The 22,742-nt window shown below is 42.8% G+C and carries 20 protein-coding genes; 11 read left to right on the top strand and 9 right to left on the bottom strand.

Annotated elements, in window-relative coordinates:
* Positions 1-102 precede the first annotated feature (102 nt).
* Complete coding sequence (locus OCV36_RS04370; RefSeq protein ID WP_017073144.1) at positions 103-861, bottom strand: Nif3-like dinuclear metal center hexameric protein; 759 nt, start codon at positions 859-861, stop codon at positions 103-105.
* A 150-nt stretch (positions 862-1,011) separates the two neighbouring features.
* Between OCV36_RS04370 and OCV36_RS04365 the strand changes: the two genes are divergently transcribed.
* Positions 1,012-1,770 carry a DUF1853 family protein gene (locus OCV36_RS04365; RefSeq protein ID WP_135458052.1) on the top strand — a complete coding sequence of 253 codons (759 nt, stop codon included), beginning with the start codon at positions 1,012-1,014 and terminating at the stop codon, positions 1,768-1,770.
* 136 nt (positions 1,771-1,906) lie between these two features.
* On the opposite strand, the gene pgm is transcribed toward OCV36_RS04365, so the two are convergent.
* Both pgm and seqA read right to left on the bottom strand, forming a co-directional pair.
* Complete coding sequence (pgm, locus tag OCV36_RS04360; protein WP_102551083.1) at positions 1,907-3,553, bottom strand: phosphoglucomutase (alpha-D-glucose-1,6-bisphosphate-dependent); 1,647 nt, start codon at positions 3,551-3,553, stop codon at positions 1,907-1,909.
* A 92-nt stretch (positions 3,554-3,645) separates the two neighbouring features.
* Positions 3,646-4,185, bottom strand: a complete 540-nt coding sequence (gene seqA, locus OCV36_RS04355; protein WP_017073147.1) for a replication initiation negative regulator SeqA — start codon at positions 4,183-4,185, stop codon at positions 3,646-3,648.
* A 93-nt stretch (positions 4,186-4,278) separates the two neighbouring features.
* Here seqA and OCV36_RS04350 point away from each other — a divergent pair, with 93 nt between their 5' ends.
* From OCV36_RS04350 to fldA, 3 genes are all read left to right on the top strand, one after another.
* The gene (locus OCV36_RS04350; protein ID WP_017073148.1) at positions 4,279-5,040 is read left to right on the top strand and encodes an alpha/beta fold hydrolase; all 762 of its coding nucleotides are present in this window, start codon (positions 4,279-4,281) and stop codon (positions 5,038-5,040) included.
* Between the two features lie 108 nt (positions 5,041-5,148).
* Positions 5,149-5,367, top strand: a complete 219-nt coding sequence (locus tag OCV36_RS04345) for a DUF2788 domain-containing protein (RefSeq protein ID WP_009847328.1) — start codon at positions 5,149-5,151, stop codon at positions 5,365-5,367.
* Positions 5,368-5,424: 57 nt separating this feature from the next.
* Complete coding sequence (gene fldA, locus OCV36_RS04340) at positions 5,425-5,958, top strand: flavodoxin FldA (protein WP_017073149.1); 534 nt, start codon at positions 5,425-5,427, stop codon at positions 5,956-5,958.
* Between the two features lie 96 nt (positions 5,959-6,054).
* On the opposite strand, the gene OCV36_RS04335 is transcribed toward fldA, so the two are convergent.
* The gene (locus OCV36_RS04335; protein WP_017073150.1) at positions 6,055-6,561 is read right to left on the bottom strand and encodes a DUF4442 domain-containing protein; all 507 of its coding nucleotides are present in this window, start codon (positions 6,559-6,561) and stop codon (positions 6,055-6,057) included.
* Positions 6,562-6,768: 207 nt separating this feature from the next.
* Here OCV36_RS04335 and fcrX point away from each other — a divergent pair, with 207 nt between their 5' ends.
* Positions 6,769-7,218 carry a ferric iron uptake transcriptional regulator FcrX gene (gene fcrX / locus OCV36_RS04330; protein ID WP_017073151.1) on the top strand — a complete coding sequence of 150 codons (450 nt, stop codon included), beginning with the start codon at positions 6,769-6,771 and terminating at the stop codon, positions 7,216-7,218.
* Positions 7,219-7,261: 43 nt separating this feature from the next.
* Complete coding sequence (locus OCV36_RS04325) at positions 7,262-7,888, top strand: type II secretion system protein (RefSeq protein ID WP_135458050.1); 627 nt, start codon at positions 7,262-7,264, stop codon at positions 7,886-7,888.
* Between the two features lie 112 nt (positions 7,889-8,000).
* On the opposite strand, the gene glnS is transcribed toward OCV36_RS04325, so the two are convergent.
* Positions 8,001-9,668, bottom strand: coding sequence for a glutamine--tRNA ligase (gene glnS / locus OCV36_RS04320; protein WP_135458048.1), 1,668 nt, complete (start codon positions 9,666-9,668; stop codon positions 8,001-8,003).
* 302 nt (positions 9,669-9,970) lie between these two features.
* Positions 9,971-11,488, bottom strand: coding sequence for an N-acetylglucosamine-specific PTS transporter subunit IIBC (gene nagE / locus OCV36_RS04315; protein WP_029224793.1), 1,518 nt, complete (start codon positions 11,486-11,488; stop codon positions 9,971-9,973).
* 515 nt (positions 11,489-12,003) lie between these two features.
* Between nagE and nagA the strand changes: the two genes are divergently transcribed.
* The 4 genes from nagA to asnB all read left to right on the top strand — a co-directional run bounded on the left by nagA (position 12,004) and on the right by asnB (position 17,924).
* The gene (gene nagA, locus OCV36_RS04310; protein ID WP_135458046.1) at positions 12,004-13,140 is read left to right on the top strand and encodes an N-acetylglucosamine-6-phosphate deacetylase; all 1,137 of its coding nucleotides are present in this window, start codon (positions 12,004-12,006) and stop codon (positions 13,138-13,140) included.
* Between the two features lie 2 nt (positions 13,141-13,142).
* Positions 13,143-14,357, top strand: a complete 1,215-nt coding sequence (nagC, locus tag OCV36_RS04305; RefSeq protein ID WP_135458044.1) for a DNA-binding transcriptional regulator NagC — start codon at positions 13,143-13,145, stop codon at positions 14,355-14,357.
* Positions 14,358-14,440: 83 nt separating this feature from the next.
* Positions 14,441-16,027: a cation:proton antiporter family protein gene (locus OCV36_RS04300; protein ID WP_135458042.1), complete on the top strand. Its 1,587-nt coding sequence runs from the start codon at positions 14,441-14,443 to the stop codon at positions 16,025-16,027.
* A gap of 232 nt (positions 16,028-16,259) precedes the next feature.
* Complete coding sequence (asnB, locus tag OCV36_RS04295) at positions 16,260-17,924, top strand: asparagine synthase B (RefSeq protein WP_135458040.1); 1,665 nt, start codon at positions 16,260-16,262, stop codon at positions 17,922-17,924.
* Between the two features lie 104 nt (positions 17,925-18,028).
* On the opposite strand, the gene rfaH is transcribed toward asnB, so the two are convergent.
* Positions 18,029-18,535, bottom strand: coding sequence for a transcription/translation regulatory transformer protein RfaH (gene rfaH, locus OCV36_RS04290; protein WP_135458038.1), 507 nt, complete (start codon positions 18,533-18,535; stop codon positions 18,029-18,031).
* 502 nt (positions 18,536-19,037) lie between these two features.
* Here rfaH and OCV36_RS04285 point away from each other — a divergent pair.
* Entirely contained in the window at positions 19,038-20,423 is a 1,386-nt protein-coding gene (locus OCV36_RS04285) for a peptide MFS transporter (RefSeq protein WP_135458036.1), read from the top strand.
* A 90-nt stretch (positions 20,424-20,513) separates the two neighbouring features.
* Here the strand turns inward: OCV36_RS04285 and hemH are convergent, their stop codons facing one another.
* Both hemH and adk read right to left on the bottom strand, forming a co-directional pair.
* A complete protein-coding gene (gene hemH, locus OCV36_RS04280) occupies positions 20,514-21,476 on the bottom strand; it encodes a ferrochelatase (protein WP_017073161.1) in 963 nt (320 codons plus the stop codon).
* 270 nt (positions 21,477-21,746) lie between these two features.
* The gene (adk, locus tag OCV36_RS04275) at positions 21,747-22,391 is read right to left on the bottom strand and encodes an adenylate kinase (RefSeq protein WP_017073162.1); all 645 of its coding nucleotides are present in this window, start codon (positions 22,389-22,391) and stop codon (positions 21,747-21,749) included.
* Between the last annotated feature and the right edge of the window lie 351 nt (positions 22,392-22,742).

Here is a 22,742-nt window from a genome sequence, read left to right as displayed (position 1 = left end):
AAAGGGTTGATGTATAACATCAACCCTTTTTTGCCTTCCAGTATTTCGTATCACTTCAATAGAGGTACAAATATCCAGAGATATCATCATCTCTTGGTCTGGCTATACTGGATTATCGATATCAATAAATTCTACGTCTAAGCCGTGCTCTTTCGCTAACCACTCACCTAATGCCTTCACACCATAACGTTCTGTTGCATGGTGGCCTGCTGCAAAGTAATGGATATCTTGCTCACGGGCTGAGTACGTAGTGCGCTCTGAGATCTCACCAGAGATAAACGCATCAATACCTTTAGAAGCTGCTAACTCAATGTAATCTTGGCCGCCACCGGTACACCAACCAACGGTATTAATCAGTTTGTCTTGGTTTTCAGGAGCGATGTGCAATGGCTTACGGTTCAGTACTTGATCAATTCTCGCTGCAAACTCGGCGCCTGTCATTGGTGTTTTTAGCGTGCCGAACATAGCCACAGACTGCGGGTGCCCTTCCAAGCCACCTTCTACTTCGATATCGAGTAGTTCTGCTAGTTTTGCGTTATTGCCAAGTTCTGGATGAATATCAAGAGGTAAGTGGTAGCCCAAAAGGTTGATATCATTTTTGATCAGTGTGCGAATGCGTTTGCCTTTCATGCCGCGAATGGCTTCTGATTCACCTTTCCAAAAGAATCCATGATGCACTAGCAAAGCATCAGCGTTTAGCTCAACCGCTTTATCAATCAAAGCTTGAGAAGCCGTTACACCCGTAACCACGCGTTTCACTTCCAAAGCCCCTTCCACTTGAAGTCCGTTCGGACAATAATCCTTAATTTGCTGTGGTTGCAGTTTGTCGTTAAGTAGCTTTTCTAATTGTAAGTTATTCATTTTTATTTCCAGCTTACCTTTATAATAACGTCGTTATATCAATTTACAGATAGAATGTCGAAAGACCCAGAGCTATGTTTATAAAGAGCGATGTTCATGAAAAATTGAGCTATTTCAGAAGAACAGATAATTGATGTTAATGAGGAAGAGATGACAACACTGCAACGTTTTTACCAATGGGTCATAGAGTCGCCACCGTTACTGGGAATCAAACCACCCGTTTCTGATCTCAGAGCCTTCTCAAGCCCTAATGCCATCGATTCCTCACATACATACAATGGTAATCCTAGGTTAGGTTTCCTCTACCAGCACCTCTGCGAGCAAGTCATCATTACTTCGGATAATTATTCAATCAAACACGATGAGATTCAGATTAATGTGGATGGCAGAACGCTAGGTGCAATTGACTTTATTCTGGAAGAAAAGAGCAGCCAAAAACTGCAACATTGGGAAGTTGCGATTAAGTTTTACCTGCTCCATGAGCAAACATGGTTTGGTCCTAACTCCCATGACCAACTAGATAAGAAACTTGACCGCATGCTCAGTCACCAATTAGGTATGTCCTCTTCACCAGCTTTTATCGAACAATACCCAGAGATCAATGTCGACTCAAAACACTTACTCATGCAGGGTCGCTTATATACCAACCCTTTCTTACAACAGAACATACCTACTGAATGTCTGGGGTACGATATCAACCCAAGCCAAGCCAACGGCTTTTGGTGCTATCAAAACCAAGCCCATTTAATTACTGAAGTGCTCTACCCTCTCACCAAAGAGCAATGGGCAGCTGGCACTGATGGCTTCACCTGTGAACCTATCACCGAGTTTGGTGATCGCTTCGTTCATGGACAAACCAAATCAGGGCAGTTTTGGTTTGTGATGCCACAAAGTTGGCCACACGGTTAGGATAATCGACTCAGTTGTACAGCAATTCAACCACCTAGCCTTAGCCGCTTTACCCACAAGCTGATAAAAAAAGGGCTGATGTTTTCACATCAACCCTTCTACTATTTACTTTGTGGCGCTATCAATCAGTTTTCGATTATAAGCCAGCAGCTGCAAATACTTGATTAACAATCTCTTGAGCTTCTGCTTCGATTGCTTTTAGGTGCTCTTCACCTTTAAAGCTTTCACAGTAGATCTTGTAGATGTCTTCTGTACCTGATGGACGAGCAGCAAACCAACCGTTTTCAGTCGTCACTTTTAGTCCACCAATCGCAGCACCATTACCTGGAGCGTGCGTTAGGCGTGCAGTAATTGGGTCACCAGCCAGCGTCTCAGCAGAAACCATCTCTGGAGACAGCTTCTTAAGCACGTCTTTTTGTGCGCCATTTGCTACCGCTTGAATACGGTTGTACTTAGATTCACCGTGTTTAGCAGCAAGCTCTTCGTAGTATTCTTGTGGGTTCTTACCCGTAACTGCTGTGATCTCAGCCGCAAGTAGGCAAAGAATTAGGCCATCTTTATCTGTTGACCAAGGCGTACCGTCTTTACGTAAGAAAGATGCGCCAGCACTCTCTTCACCACCGAAACCAAATTGACCGTTGTATAAGCCGTCAACGAACCATTTGAATCCAACGGGTACTTCGCAAAGTTCACGACCTAAGTCAGCAACAACACGGTCGATTAGTGCACTTGATACTAGTGTTTTACCCACTGCAACGTCTTTGCCCCAACCTTCACGGTTACGGTATAGGTAGTCAATACAAACCGCTAGAAAGTGGTTTGGATTCATCAGGCCTTTTGGCGTAACAATGCCGTGGCGATCGTAATCTGGGTCATTACCAAACGCGAGTTCGTAATCGTCTTTAAGAGCCAATAAACCGGCCATCGCATATGGCGAAGAACAGTCCATACGAACCACGCCATCTTTATCTAAAGACATAAATTGGAACGAAGGATCGATAGCTTCACTTACAAGAGTAAGATCTAAATTGTACGCTTTACCAATTTGACGCCAGTAATCAATACCGCTACCACCCAGTGGGTCAACACCAATCTTGATGTTTGCTTTCTGGATCGCTTCCATATCAACAACGTTAACTAAATCAGCAATGTAAGGTGCAACCAGATCAACCTCTTTAACTAAATCAGACTGTTTAGCTTGCGCGATAGGAGTACGTTTAACACCTTGCATTTGCTCAGCGATAATAACGTTCGCGCGATCTTCAATCGCTTGAGTTAGTTCAGCTTCAGCAGGACCGCCGTGTGTCGGGTTATATTTGATACCACCGTCTTGTGGCGGGTTATGTGAAGGGGTAATAACAATGCCATCGGCTTTTTTGTCATTAACCAAGTTGTGCGTAAGAATCGCGTGCGAGATACCAGGTGTTGGAGTAAAGCCATTTTTTTCTTGAATAATAACTTCAACACCGTTTGCTACAAGCACTTCGATAACAGTAGAAAACGCAGGCTCAGATAGAGCGTGAGTATCTTTACCTAAGAAAAGTGGGCCTGTTGTACCCTGATCAGCACGAACCTCAGCAACCGCTTGAGCAATCGCTAGAATATGATTTTCATTGAAGGTTGATTTGTCTGCTGTACCTCGATGACCCGAAGTACCGAATAGTACTTTATGGTCTGGGTTACTAGCGTCCGGTTGCTGTAAGAAATAGTTAGCCACTAAAGCCGGAATATTATGAAGATCTTCCTGCTGAGCTTTTTGCCCGGCACGAGGGTGCATAGCCATTTTTCGACATCCTTATATATAAAATTTAAAAACAAAAAAACCTCATAATATCTTCTTATCCATGGATATTATGAGGTTTAAATCAGATTTCTTTAAATTGAACCTGTTACTTTTTCTATCAATTCTGCTTGGAAATTCATACGGCTCATAAGCTGCTCAACCATCTGTCTTTTACGGCTAGTGTTATTATTAGTAATAACCCAAAAAGGACTTTGTGGAATAGCTTTAGGCTTCGTTGTGTTACCGTTTGCTAACAACGTTTCTTCGTTATCTGCAAAGTAAACACGCTTGCGACCTTTGACTTGAGTTGCTTCTGAAAAGCTTAAAGGGTCGATTTTATGCAGTGTTGATAACACAAGCATAAAACGATCAATGGCTTTCTTTAGTGATGCAAACTCATCTGATATTAGTAGTGAGCGCATTTCTTTAACGCCATCGAATTTCTCTGGAGTAAAGCCTACCTCTTTGCTAACAACGATACCTTTTGGCTCAACGATCTGTTCGATCGGAACCATGCCTTGGCTATCAACCTGTAACAAGCGGCGCAGAATATCTGAAGCGCTTTCGCCAATACGTTCTGTCTGACCCGCAATAAAACGGTATAGGTCCTCATCAACCTCAATTGTTTTCATTCGCTTTTCACAATCTCAATGTTTAAACTCTGGGGGATTATAGCGAGATCCGCGCGGATACTCTACGTCAAACCCACCATGAATAAGATAAAAATGTCAGTACAGCTCAACTATAAATTAGAAGGTGAGGGTCACACCATTGTTTTGATCCATGGATTATTTGGTAATCTGGACAACCTTGGCTTGCTGGCTAGGGATCTAAAAGCCGATCATCAGGTGCTTAGCATCGATCTGCGCAACCACGGCCAATCGTTCCATAGTGATATTCATAACTATCAAGCAATGGCAAAAGATGTCGCTCAATTACTGAATGACCTTGCGTTAAAAAATGTCACCGTGATTGGTCACTCTATGGGTGGTAAGGTGGCGATGGCACTAACGCAGCATCTTGCACTACATAAATTAATTGTATTGGATATGGCGCCTGTTTCGTACACTCAAAATCGCCACGACAACGTATTCGCCGGTCTGCAAGCCGTGATTGAAGAAAAACCGACATCACGTTCAGACGCACTGAAAATTCTCGCCAAACATATCGAAATCGACGGGGTTCGCCAGTTTTTAACCAAGTCTTTGTTCAAAACAGAGCAAGGTATCATGGAGTGGCGTTTCAACGTTGCATCACTAATAAACAACTACCCGCAGATTATTGGTTGGGAACCGATTGATAAAACGTCGGTCAAAACATTGCTAATAAAGGGAGGTGATTCTGATTACCTCACCGCTGAACACCAAACCGCTGTTCAGCAGCAATTTTCCAACGCAAAGGCACATGTTATCGCCAATACTGGACACTGGTTACATGCGGAAAAACCAGCCGAAGTGCTCCGTGCAATAAGAAAATTCATCGCTTAAATATATTGATTAGTCGATATAAATGAGAGCTGTGTAATCACAGCAGATTAACTTTATCTCACAACAGTGATATAGTGCGCCCAAGCAAATTTGGTATATAAGGTTCCCATGCTTTACGACTACATGAACATCATTGAATCTGTTGGTTTAGATCTTCTGTTTGCCGCGATTTTCTTTCTAATCGGAATGGCAATTAAAGACGTTCTAAAGCAGGGAAATGTTCCTGCATTTGGTCGTCGTATCGTATGGTTAGTACTTTTCCTTGGCTGCGCAGGTTTTATCGCAAAAGGGATAATCCAACTAAGCTGGGAAGGAACTGGAATCTAACGATTTCCTCCGAACTTTATTACACCGACAACAGACAAAATGAAAGGTAATGATTCTATGGCAAGTGTAGGTCTCTTCTTTGGTAGCGATACAGGTAACACTGAAGCTGTTGCTAAGATGATTCAAAAGCAATTGGGCAAGCAGCTCGTTCAAGTTCAAGACATTGCAAAAAGCAGCAAAGAAGATATCGATAACTTCGATCTACTGCTGCTTGGTATCCCTACGTGGTACTACGGCGAAGCACAATGTGATTGGGACGACTTTTTCCCTGAGCTAGAAGCTATTGATTTTTCAACTAAGCTTGTTGCTATCTTTGGTTGTGGCGACCAAGAAGATTACGCAGAATACTTCTGTGATGCTATGGGTACTGTCCGTGACATCGTTGAAGCGAAAGGCGGCACTATCTTAGGTTACACATCTACTGAAAGCTACGAATTCGAAGCATCGAAAGGTTTAGTTGAAGGCGATGACAGCCAATTCGTTGGTTTATGTATCGATGAAGACCGTCAACCTGAGCTAACTGATGAGCGTGTATCTAACTGGGTTAAACAAATCCACGAAGAAATGTGCCTAGCAGAGCTAGAAGACTAATTCTCTAGCGATTGTTAATTGTTACAATTAATGACCGTTATGTAGATATGAAAAAACCTCCTTATGGGAGGTTTTTTGCCATTTAATGTCTATCAATCAACATTCAGCTTCTAATACTTCGTCATCATCTCTAAATTGTGGCTTCTTTCTAACATACAGAGTTCGCTGAATTTCTGACACCACATTCCCCTGATTATCTTTTACGTGGATAATAAATTCTGGGAAACACTTTTCACCAAGCTGTGTCTGACGATAGATTTCATCAAGCTGCCCCTGACTTATTTCAAAATCCGCATACAAGTCAGACTGACCCGGTTTAATAAAATTAATACTCGCTTCTTTATCCCAAACATAATACCTCTCACCTAAGATCCCCATGAGCATCAGAGAATAAACAGGGTCAGTTAAGGAAAATATGCTGCCACCATATTGAGTACGATTGGCATTTTTGTTCCACCAACGTAGTTTCAGTATCGTTTTAACGACCCTAAAATCAGCGCTAATATGGGCAATTCTAATACCGGCTCCCCAGAAAGGAGGCCAAATATTGAGAGCGAATTTTACAATGTTCGGTTTATAGATTTTTGCGAGTTGCTTATTCATAACAACATTCCATGTTTATATCAGAAACACCACCACCTTGACTGGTCGTACCTCCACTATAAGTGAGATACCTCCATTTTACAAAACAGATTGTGATGTCGGTGAGTAACCCTTTGAAGTTCGTGGTTTATTGTTATGCCTGACTAAACTATAATGGTATTAATATTGAATTCTGTTAATTGCGGCAGATCATCAACAGGAAAGTATATGTCAGACAATAATCAAGCGCTAAAAGATGCTGGTCTTAAAGTGACCCTTCCACGGCTCAAAATTTTAGAAGTATTACAACAGCCAGACTGCCAACATATTAGTGCTGAAGATTTATATAAGAAGCTGATCGACTTAGGTGAAGAAATTGGTCTTGCGACCGTTTATCGAGTGCTTAACCAATTCGATGACGCTGGCATTGTTACTCGTCACCACTTTGAAGGCGGTAAATCTGTATTTGAACTTTCAACTCAGCACCACCATGACCATCTTGTGTGCCTAGACTGTGGTGAAGTTATTGAATTCTCTGATGACCTTATCGAAGAAAGACAGAACGAAATCGCGGAACGTTACAACGTGAAACTGACAAACCACAGTTTATACTTGTACGGAAAAAGCATCACTGGGGATTGCAAAGGCAACCCAGACGCACATAAAGCGAAGAAGTAACACAGAACGCTGGCTTAGGCCGGCGTTTTTTATGTGAGGCTCTATGAGTTACCCAAACAGAAAGATACAGACAATAAACGCTTTTACCCTAATAGAGCTGCTAGTCGTGATTGTGATTATTGCTGTACTTGCTGTTGTTGCCCTCCCCCGATTTTTGAACATCCAGAATGACAGCCGAATAGCTCTATTTGAAGGCGCCCAATCTCAATTCCAAAGTGCAATAACATTTGCTCATAGTAAATGGTTAGTCAGTGGTGGTGGGAATTCAGAAATGAACGATCTGCCTGGCTTTGGTGAAGATATTAATGGTGATCCACAACTCGACATCAATGATGTTGGCTATCCTTTAGGTGTAGATAAAGGTAATCCAATGGGTCAGCCCTATAATATAGGCCAAGGCGACCAAGGATGCGTTTCAATTTGGAACGCTATTATGAGTACTGATTTAACCGCCACGACAGATCCTAATCAATCAGATTCCTTTGATTTTATTACGCGCCGTCAGAATCATCAATTTGTAGCCAAAGATGGCAGCCCTCAAACAAAATTGGCCGTGTGTTACTACATATTTACTGGTATCGATTACAACAGTGATCCTGATGATGCTGGGTATGTATTCTGGTACAACTCACGAACAGGTGAAGTCACACAGCAAGATCCTAACTTATAAAATCGTTTCAGAAGCAAATGTCTATAAATACAGATAAAGCTCAGATACAAAAAAACCGGCTCAAAGCCGGTTTTTTATTGGGTTGCTTTTAACAAGCCAAGCACTTCAGCTATTAAGCCTCAGTTTTACCCCAAGTATCACGTAGACCAACCGTGCGGTTGAATACTAGTGCATCTGATTTAGAGTCTTTTGAATCTACACAGAAGTAACCAGTACGTTCAAACTGATACGCTTGCTCAGCCACACCGTCCACTAAGCTTGGTTCAACGAAACCGTTTAGCGTAACAAGCGATTCTGGGTTAAGTGTCGCAGTGAAGTCATCAGCAGCAGCTGGGTTTGCCACTGTGAATAGGCGATCGTATAAACGAATCTCAGCAGGCAGTGCTTTATCAGCCGATACCCAGTGGATAACGCCTTTCACTTTACGGCCATCTGCAGGGTTCTTACCTAGTGTTTCGTTATCATAAGAACAGAAGATAGTCGTAATATTGCCTTCTGCATCTTTCTCAATGCGTTCAGCTTTGATCACGTAAGCACCACGTAGGCGAACTTCTTTACCTAGAACCAAACGCTTGTATTTCTTGTTTGCTTCTTCACGGAAATCATCACGCTCAATCCAAACTTCGCGTGTAAACGGTACTTCACGAGTCCCCATTTCTAGCTTGTTTGGATGGTTTGCTACGGTTAGCGTTTCTACTGCGTCTGCATCGTAGTTTTCAATCACAACTTTAACTGGATCCAGAACAGCCATAGCACGCGGTGCATTTTCGTTCAGATCGTCACGAATGCAAGATTCAAGTGAACCGAACTCAATCATGTTCTCTTGCTTCGTTACACCAATACGCTTACAGAATTCGCGAATTGAGCTAGAAGTAAAGCCGCGACGACGTAAACCAGAAATAGTAGGCATACGCGGGTCGTCCCAACCTTGAACTAGGTTTTCAACCACAAGTTGGTTCAGCTTACGCTTAGACATTACTGTGTATTCAAGATTTAGACGGCTAAATTCATATTGACGAGGTTGGCAATCAATAGTGATGTTGTCTAGAACCCAATCGTACAAACGACGGTTATCTTGGAATTCAAGCGTACAGATCGAGTGCGTAATACCTTCCAATGCATCAGAGATACAATGAGTGAAGTCGTACATTGGGTAAATGCACCACTTATCAGCAGTCTGATGGTGATGAGCAAAACGAACACGGTAGATCACAGGATCGCGCATCACCATGAATGAAGAGCTCATGTCGATCTTAGCACGTAGACACACTTTGCCTTCTTCAAAGCCACCATCGCGCATTTTTTCAAACAGCGCTAGGTTTTCTTCTGGGCTACGGTCGCGGTACGGGCTCGCTTTACCTGGCTCTTTTAACGTGCCACGGTATTCACGGATCTGCTCAGGACTTAGCTCGTCAACATACGCTAAGCCTTTATTAATTAATTCCACAGCATAAGCGTAAAGCGTATCGAAGTAGTTTGATGAATAACAAATATCACCAGACCATTCGAAGCCTAACCAGCTTACATCATTCTTAATTGACTCAACGTATTCAACGTCTTCTTTTTCAGGGTTTGTATCATCGAAACGAAGATTACATTGTCCCTGGTAGTCCTGAGCAATACCAAAGTTCAAGCAAATAGATTTAGCGTGACCAATGTGCAGGTAGCCATTCGGCTCCGGCGGGAAACGAGTATGCACGCTACTGTGTGTACCATCCGCTAAATCTTTATCGATAATTTGGCGAATGAAATTCGATGGACGAGCCTCAGCTTCACTCATCTATAGCACCTCTATGTATTTAGTATTGTCAGAGAAAGTTATCTTTCATCTTTAAGGAAAAGGCCGCTTTCACTGCCAGTCAAAGATAGAAAGATCATTGTTGCTAATCATCCACAATTCTTCCCCTTTGCACAATAAGAACCATCAGTTAATTGTGATTATTTATGTTATTCGATGAAGAATAGAACGAACCTTGTTCACTGACCTTAAACGGTAAGCACAAAAAAGCCTCCCATGTGGGAGGCTTTCAATCTAAAACTTAGTTAAGAGCAGTTGTTACGTCTTAATAAGTACTTCCCTTACTATGGAAGTTTTACATCAGATAGGTCTTCACCGGCACCGATAGCTTTCATTTCGCCAGCTACGATTTCAGCAAGAGGGCCTAGAATAACTTGAAGGTTGTTCTCACCTAGTTTAACCACACCTTTAGCGCCAAGTTTCTTAAGAACAACTTCATCAGCGATAGAGCGGTCTTTAAGAGTTAGACGTAGACGAGTGATACAAGCATCAATTGAAGTCAGGTTTTCGTGACCGCCTAGTGCTTTTAGGTATTGGCGTGCAACATCACCTTTAGGTGCGTCGCCTGCAGGAGCAGTTACTGCTTCGTCATCATCTTCACGACCTGGCGACTTCAAGTTGAAAGCGCGGATTGCGAAAGAGAAAGTGAAGAAGTATAGAGCACCGAATGCTAAGCCAATCAATAGTAGAGTGAATGGTTTAGTTGCTAGACCCCAGTTCAAAACGAAGTCGATAAGACCAGCAGAGAAACCGAAACCGTGCAGAGTACCAAACATGTTAGCAACAACTAGAGACAGACCAGTAAATACAGCGTGCATTGCGTATAGCGCAGGAGCTAGGAATACGAACATGAATTCTAGCGGCTCTGTGATACCTGTTAGGAATGAACAGAATGCAACAGAGAACAGTGCGCCACCAACTTGGCTACGTTTTTCAGCAGGAGCAGCTAGGTACATTGCAAGTGCAGCACCTGGTAGACCGAACATCATTACTGGGAAGAAACCGTTCATGAATACGCCAGCGCCTTTATCGCCACCGAAGAAACGGTGTAGGTCGCCAGATTTAACTGTTTCAGTCACTTCTTTAACAACAGTAGTAATTTCTGGAGTTACTGAGTTAGCGAATGTGAATGTATGTTCTTGACCAACAACTAAAGTTTTAGCCAATGCAGGGTCAACACAAAGTTGAGTGATGTTAGCGAATGCGCCTTGACCAGCAACGATGATTTCTTGACACGTACCCATACCGAACCAGAAGTATGAGTTCAACACGTGGTGTAGACCTACAGGGATAAGTGCACGGTTAAGAGTACCGTAAACGAATTGGCCAACAGCACCAGACGTTGATACCGCGTGAGCTAATGCATCTAGACCAGATTGAATACCAGGCCAAACCACACCAGACACAGCACCTGCAACAAGTGCAAATAGACCGGCCATTATAGGTACTAAACGTTTACCCGCGAAGAAAGCCAGCCACTCAGGAAGGCGTGTTGCATGGAAAGCGTTGTAAGAGTGACCCGCGATGATACCTGCAAAGATACCGCCGAAGAATGACATGTTAACGTCAGCGTTGATTGTCGTTGCTGTCGCTGTTAGTACGAAGTAAGCAACTGCACCAGCAAGACCCGCTGCGCCGTTACCGTCTTTAGAAAGACCAATCGCGATACCTAGACCAAATAGCAGTGGTAGGTTACCGAAGATAGCACCACCAGCTTCTGCCATGAATGGAATATCAAGTAGATCGCCTTGACCTAAACGTAAAAGAAGCGCCGCAATCGGAAGCGTTGCGATTGGTAGCATTAACGCCTTACCAAGCTTCTGTGCATATCCTAGAATATTCACCAGTTGTTTCCCCCTATAGGATTTTTTAGAATTCGTTTGAGAAACTTATTTTAGTCGCTCAATTTAGTCCTATTCAGTGTATTCAATTAATTTTGCTCCGCAAATTAAAACCTTATCATTTGTGATCATAATCACCAGTTTTTACCAAATACAGAGGTTTTTGCTAGCGAGATCATAAAACTTATTTTATCATTCAAAAAAATGAACATTTATAGATAATATTCAAACCTAACTATTGGACTAATACACGATTATTTTAGTCGAAAAGACCGACAAATAATCGGTAATACTTAGCCTATACTTATATAAAAAACGAACTGTTCACATATTTTTCAAACACTTAAACTCGCTTCCCTTTTTGAAGCCGTTTGCCCATAAAAGATAAATCGTTACGTAAATGATGCTCGCAAACTAAGTCCACATTTAGGTAACGAAAAATTTAAAAGATCTCACGAAATAAGGATTAGCTGACTATGTACGCGCTAAGTAACTGTAAAATTTACACTGGTAGTGATGTTCTAACCGATCATGCTGTTGTAATCAAAAACGAATTGATCAAAAAAGTCTGTCCTATCTCTGAATTACCAGAAGGAATCGAGGTCCGTGACCTAGATGGAGCAAACCTAAGCCCGGGTTTCATTGACCTACAACTGAACGGTTGTGGCGGTGTAATGCTAAACGATGAGATCACTGCAGACACAATGCAGATCATGCACAAAGCAAACCTTAAATCTGGCTGCACGAGCTTCTTACCAACGCTAATCACATCTTCAGACGAAGATATGCGTGCGGTTATTACAGCAGCTCGTGAATACCACAACCAATTCCAAAACCAATCTTTAGGTTTACACCTAGAGGGTCCGTACCTAAACGTTGCAAAAAAAGGTATCCATAGCGTCAATCACATTCGTAAATCAGACAGCGAAATGATTGAGCTTATTTGTGAGAACAGTGACCTTGTTGCAAAAGTGACATTGGCTCCTGAGCTTAACGACCCAGAACATATCGAACGTCTACATAAGGCTGGCGTAGTGGTTTCTATCGGCCATACCAACGCCACTTACGCAGAAGCGCGTCAAGGTTTTGAGTCAGGTATTACCTTCGCGACTCACTTATTCAATGCAATGACACCTATGGTTGGTCGTGAGCCTGGCGTTGTTGGCGCGATTTACGACACCCCAGAAGTTTATGCAGGCATCATTGCCGACGGCTTTCACGTTGATTACGCAAACATACGAATTGCGCACAAAATCAAGGGAGAAAAGTTGGTATTAGTGACGGATGCCACAGCTCCTGCAGGTGCTGACATGGAATACTTTATTTTTGTCGGTAAGAAAGTATATTACCGAGATGGTAAGTGTGTTGATGAAAACGGCACACTGGGCGGCTCAGCTCTGACTATGATTGAAGCAGTTCAGAATACAGTTGAGCACGCTGGTATCGCTTTAGACGAAGCTCTTCGCATGGCTACACTATACCCAGCTACGGCTATCGGTGTAGAAAGCAAGCTAGGTCGAATCAAAAAAGGCATGGTTGCAAACCTCGCTGTATTTGACCGAGATTTTAACGTTAAAGCGACTGTTGTTAACGGACAATACGAGCACAATTAAGTATGAATGGCGGACAAATAGGTAACGTAGACTTAGTTAAACAACTAAACAGTGCGGCAGTATATCGACTAATAGACCAGCAAGGGCCTATCAGTCGTATACAAGTGGCTGATGTAAGTCAACTCGCACCGGCAAGTGTTACAAAAATTACCCGCCAACTTTTAGAGCGCGGCCTAATTAAAGAGGTTGCGCAGCAAGCGTCTACTGGCGGTAGACGCGCTATCTCCCTAACCACAGAAGTAGAACCTTTTCATTCTATTGCTGTACGCTTAGGACGAGACTACATTCAAATAAGTCTTCATGACCTAGGCGGTCATGAGTTGGCTTTCCAACAGCAAGATCTTAATTATTCGGACCAATCAGACCTTACTCAAGGCTTGGTCAATAACATGAAGACTTTCATTGCTGAGCACCAACCAAAGATCGACCAATTAATTGCCATTGGTGTCACCCTTCCAGGCTTGGTGAACCCTACGACAGGCGTCGTTGAGTACATGCCAAATACGGATATCGATAACCTGGCATTAAGCGACATTATTCGCGACACATTCCATGTTGCTTGTTTTGTGGGTAATGATGTTAGAGGAATGGCGCTTGCTGAGCATTACTTCGGTGCAAGTAAAGATAGCCAAGACTCTATTTTGGTCAGTGTTCACCGCGGTACCGGTGCTGGTATTATCGTTAATGGACAAGTTTTCCTTGGCCATAACCGCAACGTCGGTGAAATTGGTCATATCCAAATAGATCCACTGGGCGAACAATGCCAATGTGGTAACTTCGGTTGTCTTGAAACCGTAGCGGCAAACCCTGCTATCGTTGAACGAGTGCAAAAGCTGATTAAACAAGGCTACGAGTCTTCTTTAACAGAGCTTGAGCATATTACGATTCAAGACGTTTGTGACCATGCAATCAATGGTGACGAATTAGCGAAACAGAGCTTGGTTCGAGTAGGAAACCAGTTAGGTAAAGCTATCGCAATGACGATTAACTTATTTAACCCTCAAAAAGTCATCATTGCTGGTGAGATTACCAAGGCACAAGAGATTGTTTTCCCTGCAATTAAGCGCAATGTAGAGAATCAGTCGTTAACGGCTTTCCATAGTGGCCTGCCTATTGTAGCATCCCAGATCGATAAACATCCTACGATGGGAGCTTTTGCCATGATTAAGCGTGCCATGCTCAACGGTGTGTTACTTCAAAAGTTACTCGAAGACTAAAGAAAACAATTCTGATTTTCCGCGGGCCGTGTTTGTATGAACACGGCCCGTTTTTTTAAGCTAGGGAACTACAACAACAAGTTATGGAACTTATATTAATATCAACTGCGTTTATCGCAGGATTTATTGCTTTAAAGTGTCACCTTCCCCCACTCGTTGGCTTTTTGGTCGCAGGGTTTGGGCTATATGCTCTAGGCTTTGAAACTAATGACACCATCATTACCCTGGCTGACCTCGGCGTCACCCTGCTCCTGTTTACTATTGGCTTAAAGCTTGACATCAAAACCCTACTCTCTAAAGAGATCTGGGCTGGTGCTACAATCCACAACCTTTTATCAACTCTGTTTTTTGCAGCCGCCTTATTTGGTTTTAAGCTCCTAGGTATTTCATCGCTGGCAGCCATGTCGATGGAACAGATCGTTTTGCTCGGCTTTGCTCTCTCTTTCTCGAGTACCGTATTCGCGGTTAAGTCTCTGCAAGAGAAAGGGGAAATGAATGCGACCTATGGAACATTAGCGATTGGTATTCTGATCATGCAGGATATCTTTGCTGTGGTCTTTTTAACCGCATCCACCGGTAAAATGCCAGAATGGTATGCCATCGCATTATTTGCTTTGCCATTCTGTCGTCCAATATTCTACAAAGTCCTCGATTGGGTTGGTCACGGTGAGATGTTGGTTTTGTTCGGCATCTTCTTTGCGTTAGTGGTCGGTGCCGGTTTGTTCCAGTTTGTAGGTATGAAGCCAGACCTAGGTGCACTTATCCTAGGTATGTTACTAGCAGGTCACCCAAAAGCTTCAGAGCTATCGAAATCACTGTTTAATCTCAAAGAACTGTTCCTTGTATGTTTCTTCTTGAATATTGGCCTTTCCGAGCAACCAACCATTCAAGGCTTTATGCTTGCGATCTTATTCTTGTTGTTGCTACCCGTTAAAGGCATCCTTTATTTCTTGGTTCTCAATCGTTTCAAGTTCCGTGTTCGAACGTCTCTTCTCGCTTCTTTATCACTCTTTAACTACAGTGAATTTGGCCTCATCGTCGGCGGTCTTGCCTTTAAGATGGGTTGGATGTCTGGTGACATACTGGTTGCCGTGGCTATTGCAGTCTCGTTGTCGTTCTTAATTGCCGCACCTCTCAATCGAATTGGCCACAAACTGTATCAACAATCAGGAAAATGGTTAAAAGAGCACGCGGCAGAGAAGCTTCACCAACGAGATCAACTTATCGACCCGGGCCGTGCACAAGTACTCATTCTTGGAATGGGACGAATTGGTACAGGTGCATACGACGAATTACGCTCACGCTACGGGAAAGTCAGTTTGGGTGTAGAAGTTCGTGAAGAAGCGGCACACAACCACAGAAGCCATGGAAGAAACGTAATTTCCGGCGATGCAACTGACCCAGATTTCTGGGAAAGAATCTTAGATACAGCAAACGTAAAATTGGTTATTTTGGCGATGCCTCACCATCAAGGTAACCAAACTACTTTAGAACAATTAAAATCACGTAATTTCAAGGGTCAAATAGCAGCCATTGCTGAATATACAGATCAGTTAGAAACACTAAAAGAAAACGGCGTCGATGCGGCGTTTAACATTTACAGCGAAGCGGGTAGTGGTTTTGCTCGACACGTATGTGAGCAGTTAAACCCAAACATCAATAAAATTTAGTCTAAACACCCTCTTATAAGCCTCTTAAAATTGCTTGTTTTGGCACTTTTGAGAGGCTTTTGTATAAAAACCCAACGGCAATTAGATATCAATCACTAAAATAGAGTAATAATTAGATAATTTCTAACATAACACCCTTTATATTATTTTTTTGCTCACATCTGGTTGCTTTTTTTAGCCAGAATGGCAAATTGAATGCAGTTGATTTAGAAATTATTTAAAAGGAAGTTCTATGTGTTCAGTATTTGGCATTCTCGACATTAAAAGTGATGCCGCAACACTTCGCCCTATTGCTTTAGAAATGTCTAAAAAGCTTCGTCACCGCGGCCCAGACTGGTCTGGTATCTATGCTGGTGAAAAAGCAATCCTTGCTCACGAACGTTTAGCTATCGTTGGCCTTAACAGTGGTGCACAACCATTATACAGCCAAGACAAAAAGCACATTCTTGCAGTAAACGGTGAAATTTATAACCACAAAGAACTTCGTGCACGCTATGAAGACAAATACCAATTTCAGACAGATTCTGACTGTGAAGTCATCCTAGCGTTATACCAAGAGATGGGCGCGGACCTTTTAGAAGAACTTAACGGTATTTTCGCATTCGTTTTATACGACGAAGAGAAAGGCGAATACCTAGTAGGCCGTGACCACATTGGTATCATCCCGCTTTACCAAGGTTACGATGCCCACGGAAACTACTACGTAGCTTCAGAGATGAAAGCGCTAGTTCCTGTATGTAAAACAATCAGTGAATTTCCTCCAGGCAGCTTCTACTCTTCAAAAGATGCAGAACCTCAACGCTACTACATACGTGATTGGAACGAGTATGCAGCAGTTCAAGGCAACAGTACGAGCAAAGAAGAGCTGACTGAAGCGCTTGAAGCGGCGGTTAAACGCCAACTAATGACTGACGTACCTTATGGTGTGCTTTTATCTGGTGGTCTTGATTCATCAATCACTTCAGCGGTCGCTAAACGCTTTGCTGCAATGCGTATCGAAGATGATGAGCAATCAGAAGCTTGGTGGCCACAACTGCACTCATTCGCAGTTGGCCTAGAAAATGCGCCAGACCTCATCGCGGCTCGTGAAGTTGCTGATAAGATCGGTACTGTGCACCACGAGATGACTTACACCATTCAGGAAGGCCTAGACGCAATCCGTGATGTTATCTACCACATCGAAACTTATGATGTAACGACTATCCGCGCTTCAACACCGATGTACTTGCTAGCTCGTAAGATCAAAGCAATGGGCATCAAAATGGTATTGTCTGGCGAAGGTGCTGATGAGATCTTTGGTGGTTACCTGTACTTCCATAAAGCGCCAAACGCAAAAGAGTTCCACGAAGAGACAGTACGTAAACTTCTTGCTCTAAGCATGTTCGATTGTGCTCGTGCAAACAAATCATTGGCAGCATGGGGCGTCGAAGGCCGTGTACCATTCTTAGATAAAGAGTTCATCGATGTAGCTATGCGTCTGAACCCTGAAGATAAGATGTGTGGTAACGGTAAGATGGAAAAACACATCCTACGTGAGTGTTTTGAAGACTACCTGCCAGATTCAATTGCTTGGCGTCAAAAAGAACAGTTCTCAGATGGTGTTGGTTACGATTGGATTGATACGTTGAAATCGACAGCTGAAGAAAAAGTAACGGATCAACAAATGGAAGCTGCTAAGTTCCGTTTCCCTTACAACACGCCAACAACGAAAGAAGGTTACGCTTACCGCGAAATCTTTGAAGAGCTATTCCCTCTAGAATCAGCGGCGGAATGTGTACCTGGCGGTCCATCGGTTGCGTGCTCATCAGCAAAAGCGATTGAATGGGATGAATCATTCAAAAACTGTGTAGACCCTTCAGGTCGTGCTGTACAAACAGTTCATAACGACTCTTACTAAGAAATATCGAATCATAGCGTTTGAATAAATGCTAAAGACTAAAAAAGGCGCATAATGCGCCTTTTTATTTTTAAGCCTGTTTTTATTGCTTTTTATTACTGCACTTATGCGTGAGCTTGAAGCGCTTCGTTCTCAATACTGATCGGAACAACTTGGCTGATCATCTTAACCAGCATAATAGAGCGAGCTTCACCATCTTTTTGATGGTAAATAGCTTCAACACCAGCAAACTGGCCACTATTGATTTTTACTACCTGCCCTGATTCAAACTCAATACAGCAATCTTCGGCTTCGTTACTACAACATTTCTCAAACTCTTTAAGCTCATACACCAAGTCACCTTGGACTTCATGTGGCCTAGCGCCGAACTTAATAAAATCCACAACACCACGAGTTGAGCGAACAGTCGTAAAGCTAGGGCCCAGTTCGTAATCAAAGCGAACAAAGATGTAAGAAGGGAATAGCGGCTCTTTGACCTGCTTCTCTTTCCCTCGAACCACTTTTTCGACTTCTATTTGGGGGTAAAAGCACTCCACCCCTTGATTTTCTAAGTGCAACTGCGCGCGTTTTTGATCACCACGCTTACAGTAAAGTAAATACCAACGTTTCATTTTACTAGCCATTTTATATTTTTAGATATTTTACCACATGCCTAAACTGGTTGAATCGCCATTAATAAAATGAACCGTTGCAGCAAGAAATAATGCGTAGCAGACCAATTTATCAACAAAAAGTTATAGGTACCAACAGTGGTTAAGCATTGTACAGGGATCATTTTCAGATCAAAAGGCGCATTATTGTAAACGAGTGTATGCAACGATCATCATTCATGACATACCCTTTAAAATTCAAAACAATACACCCTAACAATGCATAATAACAAAATCATTAAAATTCACTCTTAAATTGCTCATTCCATGTTCAGCTCAAATCTGAAAAATTAGTTTGCAGCACGTATTACCAGGGTAACATTACAAATAAAAGTCATCAGTTTCATAAACTTATACAAAATAAGTTATCGTGACCATAAAAGACACCTATTGCAGATGGTTATTCCACTCTGTATACATAAGTAACTATAAAATCTTTTAATACCTAAAATTAGTAAAACTTATGCCAAGCAATCACAACATCTTTGGCCACCCTAGAGGCCTATTTCTACTTTTTAGCACAGAGCTATGGGAACGTTTCTCCTATTATGCAATGCGTGCAATCCTTGTTTTATTCTTAACTGACACCACACTCAGCGGTGGACTTGGTTGGTCAACGAAAGACGCACTTGATCTGTACGGTATTTACACCGGTTTAGTCTACATCACACCATTAATCGGTGGTTGGATTGCCGATAATTACCTAGGACAGCGTAAGTCGATCCTGATTGGTGGCCTACTAATGGCGCTAGGACAATTTACACTTGCTCTACCTAACGGTTTCATTGGATTAGACCAAGTGAATGCACTGTATCTTGGTTTAGCTCTGCTTATCAGTGGTAACGGTATGTTTAAACCTAACATCTCGACCATGGTTGGCGATCTTTACCAAGAAGGTGATAACCGACGTGATGGTGCTTTCACCATTTTCTACATGGGTATCAACTTAGGCGCACTATTGGGAGGCTTAATTTCAGGTGCTGCCGTCGATTCTTTCGGCTGGAAAGCAGGCTTCCTAGCCGCTGGTATTGGTATGGTGATTAGCCTGATTATGCAACTAACGATGGCTCAATCTTGGTTAGGTAACATCGGTTCAGTACCAGCTGCAGCGCGAGCAAGGGCACTGAACAAATCTAAAGAGAAAGCACCACTGACAAAAGAAGAGTTCGACAGACTAAAAGTTATTCTGGTTATGGGTCTTTTCGTGATTGTTTTCTGGGCTGGCTTTGAACAAGCTGGCGGCTTAATGAACATCTACACTCAGCAATACACTGACCGCATGATTGGTGGTTTTGAAGTTCCTGCTGCGTGGTTCCAATCTCTGAACCCATTCTTCATCATTACTCTTGCACCAATCATTGCTGCATTTTGGGTCAAGCTTGGTAAGCGCGAACCAAATTCTCCAGTAAAATTTGCCATGGCATTATTCTTCTTAGCTCTTGGCTTTGTGTGCATGATGGGCGCGGTAATGGAGCAAGGTGGTGACCTAACAGTGAAAACATCAATGCTGTGGCTAGTCGGTGCTTTCTTCTTCCACACTCTTGGTGAGCTTTGTCTATCTCCTATTGGCCTGTCGTTGGTCACTAAGTTAGCTCCGCTTCGTCTAGCATCGTTAATGATGGGTGCATGGTTTGGCTTCAATGCCGTTGCAAACTACGTAGCTGGCCTTGTGGGCTCTCACGTTGGTGAGCTTGGCGCGATGTCTATCTTCGGTGGTATCGCAATTACAGCGACAATCAGTGGCGTCTTACTGCTTCTTTGTGCTGGCAAACTTGTATCATGGATGCATGGTGTAGAAACCAACATGACGCTTGAAGCAGAACCAAAAGCAGAAACTTCGGTTGCTTAATAACTAGATCTACCTCAAGAAGAAACATCAAGATCAAAAAGGGCTGCTCAATGAGCAGCCCTTTTGCTATCTATTCAATCGACATATCAGTTAGCGATGAAGCGCCACTAGTTCAGCCATCATGTCGATGTGTGAGTCTCTGTCGTTGAGACACATAATGTAGCTAAAGTCAGAACCACCAGCCTCAATGAACGTCTCTTTACACTGGTCTGAAATCTCTTCTAACGTTTCTAAACAATCCACTGAGAATGCGGGCGCCATAATATCGATCTTCTTGATGCCTTTGCTTGGAAGCGTTTCAAGCGTTTCGTCGGTATAAGGCTTCAACCACTCCTCGCGGCCAAATCGAGATTGGTATGTCATGGTGATGTCTTCCGAGGATAACCCTAACTCCGCAGCAAGCAATTTGGTCGTCGCTTCACAATGTTGAGGGTAGATATCGCCTTCATCGGCTAACCTTTTAGGGATGCCGTGGAATGAACACACCAAGTGATCGCCTCTGCCATTTTCTTCCCAATGGCTACGAACACTTTCAGCCAATGCTTTCGCATAGCTAGGGTGAGAGTAATAATCTCGAATAAAGCGATAGCTCGGGATAACAGGCATTTGCTTGAAGGCTTTAGTTAAACCATCAGAAACAGCTGCTGTCGTTGTGCCTGAGTACTGGGGGTATAAAGGCAATACGATGATATCTTCAACACCCTGCTCCATCAATTGCTCAATACCTGTTTTAAGGCTTGGGCTACCATAGGTCATTCCCAAAGCAACAGGCAACTGTAATTTTTTCTGTAGCTTTTGCGCTTGTCTTTGCGAGTACACAAGCAGCGGTGATCCATCGTCCATCCAAACAGATTGGTACAGTTTAGCCACTTTCGGTGCTCGAATCGGTAAGATCACCCCATGTAAAATAGGGCACCAAAGCCAACGAGTTAGATTAACGACTCGCTTGTCGTGTAAGAATTCACTCAAAAATCGACGAACGCCAGCCGGGGTCGCCGAATCTGGAGTCCCTAAGTTCACCAGTAAAACGCCCTGCTTTTTATTATTTTCCATAGATACCTGAGACCAATGTGTGATTTTCTGGAAAGTAATATACTAATCTGAGTAAGTTGAAGATCATTACGCCTACCAAATGTTTGAATAATCATTCTGCACATTAGGTACCTCAAACTCTAAACTGCTACCCATCATCAAAGCTTAACAACCTTGAATTTTGCGCAATCAAACTTATTTAGATTGGTATCGTACTAAAAATTGAAACAAAAAAAGCGACCTATAAGGTCGCTTCTAATATATCAAATTCTAAAACTGGCTGTTAGCCAATTATGCTAATGCTTTCTCAAGTTCTGCACTAACTTCAGCAACTTGCTTAGTACCATCAAATTGAAGGTACTTAGTGTTGCCTGCTTCCGCTTCTTTACCGTAGTAAGAGATAAGCGGAGCTGTTTGATCGTGGTATACGCCTAGACGTGCACGAACTGTTTCTTCTTTGTCGTCATCACGTACAACTAGCTCTTCGCCAGTGATGTCATCTTTACCTTCTTCTTTAGGCGGGTTGTACACACTGTGGTATGTACGGCCAGAAGGAAGGTGAGCACGACGACCAGCCATACGCTCAACAATCACATCGTCAGCTACGTCGAATTCAACAACGTAATCAACAGCAATGCCCATTTCTTTTAGGCCATCCGCTTGTGGGATGGTGCGAGGGAAACCGTCTAGTAGGAAACCTTTCTCACAGTCATCTTGAGCGATACGCTCTTTGATTAGACCAAGGATAATTTCATCAGAAACTAGCTGACCAGCGTCGATTACTGATTTTGCTTGCTTACCAAGCTCAGTACCCGCTTTGATAGCAGCACGTAGCATGTCACCAGTTGAAATTTGAGGGATACCAAATTTGTTCATGATGAAGTTAGCTTGAGTACCTTTACCCGCGCCAGGAGCACCTAGAAGAATGATGCGCATGTTTAATCCTCTTATAAAAATTATGATTTATACCGAAGCTCACTATCCCGCCTTTCTGGTTTAATTTAGGTCAAACAAGAGAGGTTAGGTAACAACTGAGGCTAAGCACAACTGTAAACAGAAGCAAAACGGTAAGTTTCGGTATAACGTTTAAAAATCATACAACTGGAGACGATAGGTTCATAGTACCAGCTGATTAGGTCGAGCATTCTATCACATTAATATTCAATTTGGCTGAAATTAAGACTAAAGAATGTATCGACAGCGTTTGCGTTCGTCTTGTTAGCGACTTTAGCTACATTTCGATGAAGTTAAGCGACGTTCATAAAAAAAGCCCGCATTAGCGAGCTT

The organism is Vibrio echinoideorum, from assembly GCF_024347455.1.
GTDB lineage: Bacteria > Pseudomonadota > Gammaproteobacteria > Enterobacterales > Vibrionaceae > Vibrio > Vibrio echinoideorum.
The sequence above is the reverse complement of the archived record's forward strand: the minus strand, read 5'-3'. Positions and strand labels throughout refer to the sequence as shown.